Source organism: Vallitalea sediminicola (assembly GCF_054408565.1).
Genome location: NZ_BTPT01000442.1, coordinates 1 through 225, shown reverse-complemented (window position 1 = coordinate 225; position 225 = coordinate 1). Strand labels below are relative to the sequence as shown.

1 protein-coding gene is annotated in these 225 nt (G+C 44.0%); it reads left to right on the top strand.

The window, feature by feature from the left end; translation table 11 throughout:
• Nucleotides 1–225, top strand: a 225-nt coding sequence (locus ACX6CF_RS27360) for an HD domain-containing protein (RefSeq protein WP_458788520.1), incomplete at both ends; no start/stop codon positions are given.

Below are 225 nucleotides of genomic sequence, written 5' to 3'. Positions count from 1 at the left end.
CCAAACCCCGCACTTTGGCATCCTGAAATATGTAGCGGCATACATACCATGATGGTATTACAACAAGCTGTTTTGTTAACACAAGCCATACCCGTTGAACAAAGTGACCATAGAACATCGGTCCGTTTTGCTGCCTTATGCCACGATTTGGGTAAGGGTATTACTCCTGATCAATTATGGCCTAGCCACAAGGGACATGAAAAATCAGGCTTACCCTTAGTTGAA